The sequence below is a fragment of the Paenibacillus glycanilyticus genome (genome assembly GCF_051200795.1).
GTDB lineage: Bacteria > Bacillota > Bacilli > Paenibacillales > Paenibacillaceae > Pristimantibacillus > Pristimantibacillus glycanilyticus.
In genome coordinates, this window is the sequence record NZ_CP195155.1 from 6,153,710 (window position 1) to 6,160,000 (window position 6,291).

4 protein-coding genes and 2 rRNA genes (1 of these 6 running past the window's edge) are annotated in these 6,291 nt (G+C 52.4%); all 6 read right to left on the minus strand.

Features of this window, described 5'->3' with window-relative positions:
• Positions 1-29: 29 nt before the first annotated feature.
• Positions 30-2,483 (minus strand): ATP-dependent protease ATP-binding subunit ClpC, encoded by a 2,454-nt coding sequence (clpC, locus tag ACR9FF_RS27840; RefSeq protein ID WP_127497441.1) that lies wholly within the window; start codon positions 2,481-2,483, stop codon positions 30-32.
• A gap of 3 nt (positions 2,484-2,486) precedes the next feature.
• Complete coding sequence (locus ACR9FF_RS27845) at positions 2,487-3,524, minus strand: protein arginine kinase (RefSeq protein WP_373312840.1); 1,038 nt, start codon at positions 3,522-3,524, stop codon at positions 2,487-2,489.
• A gap of 64 nt (positions 3,525-3,588) precedes the next feature.
• The gene (locus ACR9FF_RS27850) at positions 3,589-4,113 is read right to left on the minus strand and encodes a UvrB/UvrC motif-containing protein (RefSeq protein WP_127497437.1); all 525 of its coding nucleotides are present in this window, start codon (positions 4,111-4,113) and stop codon (positions 3,589-3,591) included.
• A gap of 39 nt (positions 4,114-4,152) precedes the next feature.
• The gene (locus ACR9FF_RS27855; protein WP_127497435.1) at positions 4,153-4,614 is read right to left on the minus strand and encodes a CtsR family transcriptional regulator; all 462 of its coding nucleotides are present in this window, start codon (positions 4,612-4,614) and stop codon (positions 4,153-4,155) included.
• A 637-nt stretch (positions 4,615-5,251) separates the two neighbouring features.
• Positions 5,252-5,368 (minus strand): 5S ribosomal RNA (rrf, locus tag ACR9FF_RS27860).
• Between the two features lie 75 nt (positions 5,369-5,443).
• Positions 5,444-6,291 (minus strand): 23S ribosomal RNA (locus tag ACR9FF_RS27865) (it continues 2,086 nt past the right edge of the window).

Here is a 6,291-nt window from a genome sequence, read left to right on the forward strand (position 1 = left end):
CTCGCTCAGGCAGCCTGGTTGATCCTTGCTTATTTTGCAGCCGGCTCTTCCGAGACAGCTTCGGATTTGTTAACGGTCAGCTCGCCGTCCTTCTCGTCTATCGTGAAGGAATCGCCTTTGCGGATCTTGCCAAGCAAGAGCTCCTCCGAGATCCGGTCTTCGATATGCTTCTGAATCGCACGGCGCAGCGGACGCGCACCGTATTGCGGATCGAAGCCTTCCTTCGCAAGGAACGCCTTGGCGGCATCGGTGAGAACGAAGTCCACCTCTTGCTCGCGCAGCCGTTTGCGAAGCTCTTCGGACATCAGCGTAACGATTTGAGCGATATGCTCTTGCTCCAGCGAGTGGAACACGATCGTCTCGTCGATCCGGTTCAGGAACTCCGGACGGAAGCTCTTCTTCAGCTCTGCCATCACTTTATCCCGCATTTGATTGAACTCGCGGCCCGAATCCTGCACGGCTGTAAAGCCAAGCGAAGAATTGCGTTTGATTTGATCCGCGCCTACGTTCGAGGTCATGATGATCAGCGTGTTGCGGAAGTCAACCACTCTGCCTTTGGAATCGGTCAGACGGCCGTCTTCCAGCACTTGCAGCAGGATGTTGAATACTTCCGGATGCGCCTTCTCGATTTCGTCGAGCAGGACAACGGAATATGGCTTGCGGCGTACTTTCTCGGTCAACTGACCGCCTTCTTCGTAGCCGACATATCCCGGAGGCGCTCCGACGAGACGGGACGTGGAGTGTTTCTCCATGTACTCCGACATATCGATGCGGATAACCGCGTTCTCGTCGCCGAACATCGCTTCCGCGAGTGCGCGGGCCAGCTCAGTTTTACCTACCCCGGTAGGACCAAGGAAGATGAACGAGCCGATTGGGCGTTTCGGATCCTTGAGGCCTGCACGCGCTCTGCGGATGGCTCTCGATACCGCTTTAACCGCATCTTCTTGGCCGATTACGCGGTCATGCAGAATGTCTTCCATTTTGAGAAGACGCTCGGTTTCTTCCTCCGCCAGCTTGCTGACCGGAATCCCCGTCCAGCTTGCCACAACCTGCGCGATATCTTCAGGCGTTACTTCGGAATCGGTGCGGCCTTGTTTTTCCTTCCATTGGTTCTTCGTTACGTCGAGCTCTTCGCGAATTTTTTGCTCCGTGTCGCGAAGGGCTGCCGCTTTCTCGAATTCCTGGCTTTGAACCGCCGCGTCTTTCTCCTTGCGGATATCCTCCAGACGGTTCTCCAGCTGTTTGAGATTAGGCGGTACCGTATACGAGTTAAGTCTCACTTTCGAGCTTGCCTCATCGATCAGATCGATCGCTTTGTCCGGCAGGAACCGGTCCGTAATGTAACGATCGGACAGCTTCACGGCTTGCACGATTGCATCATCCGTAATTTTTACGCGGTGGTGAGCCTCATAACGGTCACGCAGGCCGTGAAGAATTTGGATGGCCTCTTCCGGCGACGGCTGGTCGACCGTAATCGGTTGGAAACGGCGCTCCAGCGCGGCATCCTTCTCGATGTATTTGCGGTACTCATCCAGCGTTGTTGCGCCGATGCACTGCAGCTCGCCGCGGGCAAGCGCAGGCTTCAGAATATTGGAGGCGTCAATCGCGCCTTCAGCGCCGCCTGCACCGATCAGCGTATGAAGCTCATCGATGAACAGGATGATGTTGCCGGCTTGGCGGATCTCATCCATGATTTTTTTCAAGCGGTCTTCGAATTCGCCGCGATACTTCGTACCGGCTACAACGGAGCCCATATCCAGCGTCATAACGCGTTTGTCGCGCAATGTCTCCGGAATTTCATTGGCGATGATCTTTTGGGCAAGACCTTCGGCAATGGCGGTTTTACCTACGCCCGGCTCGCCGATCAGAACGGGATTGTTCTTGGTACGGCGGCTGAGCACTTGAATAACGCGCTCGATTTCCTTGCTGCGGCCAATAACCGGATCCAGATTACCCTCGCGGGCATAAGCGGTCAGGTCACGGGCTAAGCCGTCCAGCGTTGGCGTGCTCACATTGGATGGAGAGCCATGGCTGCTGGATACCGCTTCACTGCTGCCCAGAAGCTGCAGGACTTGCTGGCGCGCTTTGTTCAGGCTGATGCCAAGGTTGTTCAGTACCCGGGCTGCTACGCCTTCTCCTTCGCGAATCAGACCAAGCAGGATATGTTCCGTGCCTACGTACGTATGGCCAAGCTTTCTTGCTTCGTCCATCGACAGCTCGATAACTTTTTTCGCGCGAGGCGTATAAGCAATGTTAGTAGGCTGCTCTTGACCGCGACCGATCAAAGCCTCCACTTCGTCCTGAATTTTCTCAAGTCCAAGACCAAGCCCGATTAATGCCTTTGCTGCAATGCCTTCCCCTTCGCGAATAAGGCCGAGCAAAATATGCTCCGTACCAATATTATTGTGACCAAGACGAACCGCTTCCTCCTGCGCCAAGGCAAGAACCTTTTGCGCTCGCTCCGTAAATCGTCCAAACATCATGTTTCATGCACCCCCATGCTCGGTTTGACTCCGCAATTGATTGCGGATTAATTCGGCCCTGCGGTAATCCCGCTGATCGGCGCTCATCTTCTCGTTGAACGTCTGCTGCAGAAACCCGGGCTGAGTCATTACAATTAATTCATTCAAAGATTGGCTCGTGACGTGATCCAGAAGCCCCAGATCGACGCCTAGCCTTACATCGGACAGCCGCTGCGCGGATTCCTTGGAATCCATCACCGCCGCATAAGACAAAATGCCGTAAGAGCGTCTTACCCGGTCCTCAATTCGAAGCCGTGACTCGGACATCAGCCTTTGGCGGGCTGCTCTCTCGTGCTCGATAATCTGCTTGGCTACCCCGTGCAAATTATCGATGATTTCGCCTTCCGTCTGTCCCAGCGTAATCTGATTCGATATCTGGAACAGATTCCCCAGCGCTTCGCTGCCTTCGCCATACATTCCCCGGACAGCGAGGCCGACCTGCGTGACAGCCGATAAAATTCGGTTAATCTGCTGCGTAAGCACAAGCGCCGGCAAATGCATCATAACGGATGCTCGTATTCCCGTTCCCACATTCGTCGGACAAGTGGTTAAATATCCTCTCTTCTCGTCGAACGCGTAATTGGTTTCTTCCTCGAAAATATCATCGATCTGATTCGCCAGCGTCCAAGCCTCCTTGACTTGAAAGCCCGGATACAGGCACTGAATACGAAGATGATCCTCTTCGTTGATCATGATGCTGACCGATTCGTTCTCGCTTAGAATGATCGCCCCTCCGCGTGACTCGTTTGCCAGATTAGGGCTAATCAGATGCTTCTCCACCAATACCCGTCTTTCCAGCTCGCTTAGCTCCGATAAAATAATCGTTTCGAAATGTCCTACCGGATCCAGCTTGCCGGATTGCCCTATTGCAGTAAGCTGATTCATGACCTCAAGCGACTGCTGATTGGTGGCAAGCATCGGGAATGGAAACTGCCTCAAGTTTCGCGCAATGCGTACTCGGCTGCTAATGACGATATCCGAGTCAGGTCCAACTCCCTTCATCCAATCGCTTAACGCTTGCTCAGAGAAACGATGACTAGCCAAGAGTAAACCTCCTTCGTGCGCCTTACAGTTCTACTATTTTACGCTCCAGCTCGCGGATTCGATCACGAATCTGAGCCGCGCTTTCAAATTCTTCTCGTTCGATGCGGCTTTGCAAATCCCGCCGCAATTGCTCAATCTCTCGCTTGTACTGAATTTGGCCGCCGGAACGCTTCGGTATTTTACCGACATGGACCGTATTGCCATGTACACGTTTCAGCAGAGGATCTAACTTCTCGGTAAATTGACGGTAGCAGTTGCTGCAGCCGAACCTGCCGATCTTGCTGAATTGCGTATACGTTAACCCGCAGTTGTCACAGCGGATCATCTGCTGTTGCTTGGCGCTGTTCACGCCGTTAGTACTGCTCGGATCAAAATCGAGAAGGCCCGACAGCAGACTGTGAATAGAGAACCCGTTTGGAGCGCCGGGGATGCCTTCTCCCCGTTCCCTCGCACAGGATTCACAGATGTGAAATTCGGTTTTTTCACCGTTCACGATTTTCGTAAAATGAAGCGTTGCCGGCTTCTTGCCGCATTCTTGGCAAATCAAGCCGAATCCCCTCCCTTCCGGTGTAACCTTCTCAGGCGCTTATTTGGCTAATAAAGATATCAGCATGGAGCGTAATAATCTGGCTCTGATCTCATCGCGAAGCGGCAGCTTGACAGCAATGGTCTCGCGGTCAACCGCGGCCCGAAGCAGGTTCGCTTCCCGTTTCGTAATTAGTCTTGCCTCCTCCATCTGATAAATCAGCCCCTCCGCCACGCTTTGCTCGACGCAATCGCCAATCGTTTGATGGATATGGAATTGAATCGTCTTAAGCGCCGGCAAATCTACCCGCTGAATGCGGATATAACCGCCGCCGCCGCGCTTGCTTTCAACCATGTATCCCTTCTCCAAAGTGAACCGGGTACTAATTACATAGTTGATCTGCGACGGAACGCAGGAAAACTTGTCTGCCAGTTCATTGCGTTGAATTTCAACGGCGCCTTCCGGGCTTTCCTGCAACATCTGCTTCAAGTACTGCTCGATGAGATCGGAAATGTTACGCAAATTTACCAACCTCCTGGCGACATGAGCTGTGGATGCATTTGTGGAAATGCTGCCCCAACTGACTTTGACTTTCTTTGACTTTAACTTTATTATACGCAAAAATCAGGAAAGGTCAATACATGGAATTTCAATTTTCAGATAATTTAACAATCAAACTATCGCCATTATCTAGCATGGTGCGGTTGGATGCGATTTATACACAGTCCTCCGCATTAACGCGCAGCTGCAGCTGTCTTTTAAGCCGTTCATCCACGGACTACTCACATTTGTGCATAAACGGTGCGCTTAAAGTCGAGCAAGCTAAAGGCTCTATATTGTTATTAAACAAATGCAGGGAGTTTATAAACAGGATAAGGAGGGAAGTCGGCAACTATTGGGCAGGCGGCCGTTGTCTATCCACGGGGTTATTCAGTTATCCAGACCGAAATCATGCGTAAATTAGGGGATTTTCACGATTTATACACAACTTCATCAACAAAATACAGATAAGTTGTAATTGAGTGACTATTCACATGTGGATAGCAAAACAAAAAAGCAGCTTGATCCCAATGTGGATCAGCTGTTCAGGTTGTGGATGAACCGTTGATAACTATGCAGAAACAAAAAGCCTGCCGCGTAATGCGACAGGCTCTTCATTGCTTGGCGACGTCCTACTCTCCCAGGACCCTGCGGTCCAAGTACCATCGGCGCTGGAGGGCTTAACGGTCGTGTTCGGTATGGGAACGCGTGGTTCCCCTCCGCCATCGCCACCAAACGTAAGCTTTTGGCTTATTCAAGGGTTTGCACCTTGAAAACTGGATGCGAAAGTTTGAATTATCTTAAGCTGTAGTAGGATAAGCCCTCGACCGATTAGTATTCGTCAGCTCCACACATTGCTGTGCTTCCACCCCGAACCTATCAACCTCGTCGTCTTCAAGGGGTCTTACTAATTGGGAAATCTCATCTTGAGGGGGGCTTCACGCTTAGATGCTTTCAGCGCTTATCCCGTCCGTACTTGGCTACCCAGCGGTGCTCCTGGCGGAACAACTGGTACACCAGCGGTACGTCCATCCCGGTCCTCTCGTACTAAGGACAGCTCCTCTCAAATTTCCTGCGCCCGCGACAGATAGGGACCGAACTGTCTCACGACGTTCTGAACCCAGCTCGCGTACCGCTTTAATGGGCGAACAGCCCAACCCTTGGGACCTACTTCAGCCCCAGGATGCGATGAGCCGACATCGAGGTGCCAAACCTCCCCGTCGATGTGGACTCTTGGGGGAGATAAGCCTGTTATCCCCAGGGTAGCTTTTATCCGTTGAGCGATGGCCCTTCCATTCGGTACCACCGGATCACTAAGCCCGACTTTCGTCCCTGCTCGACTTGTTGGTCTCGCAGTCAAGCTCCCTTATGCCTTTGCACTCTCCGAATGATTTCCAACCATTCTGAGGGAACCTTTGGGCGCCTCCGTTACATTTTAGGAGGCGACCGCCCCAGTCAAACTGCCCACCTGACACGGTCCCTCTACCCGATTCAGGGTAGCAGGTTAGAACTCCGATACGATCAGGGTGGTATCCCAACGTCGCCTCCACACAAGCTGGCGCTCATGCTTCTCAGGCTCCCACCTATCCTGTACAGATCGTACCAAAGTCCAATATCAAGCTGCAGTAAAGCTCCATGGGGTCTTTCCGTCTTGTCGCG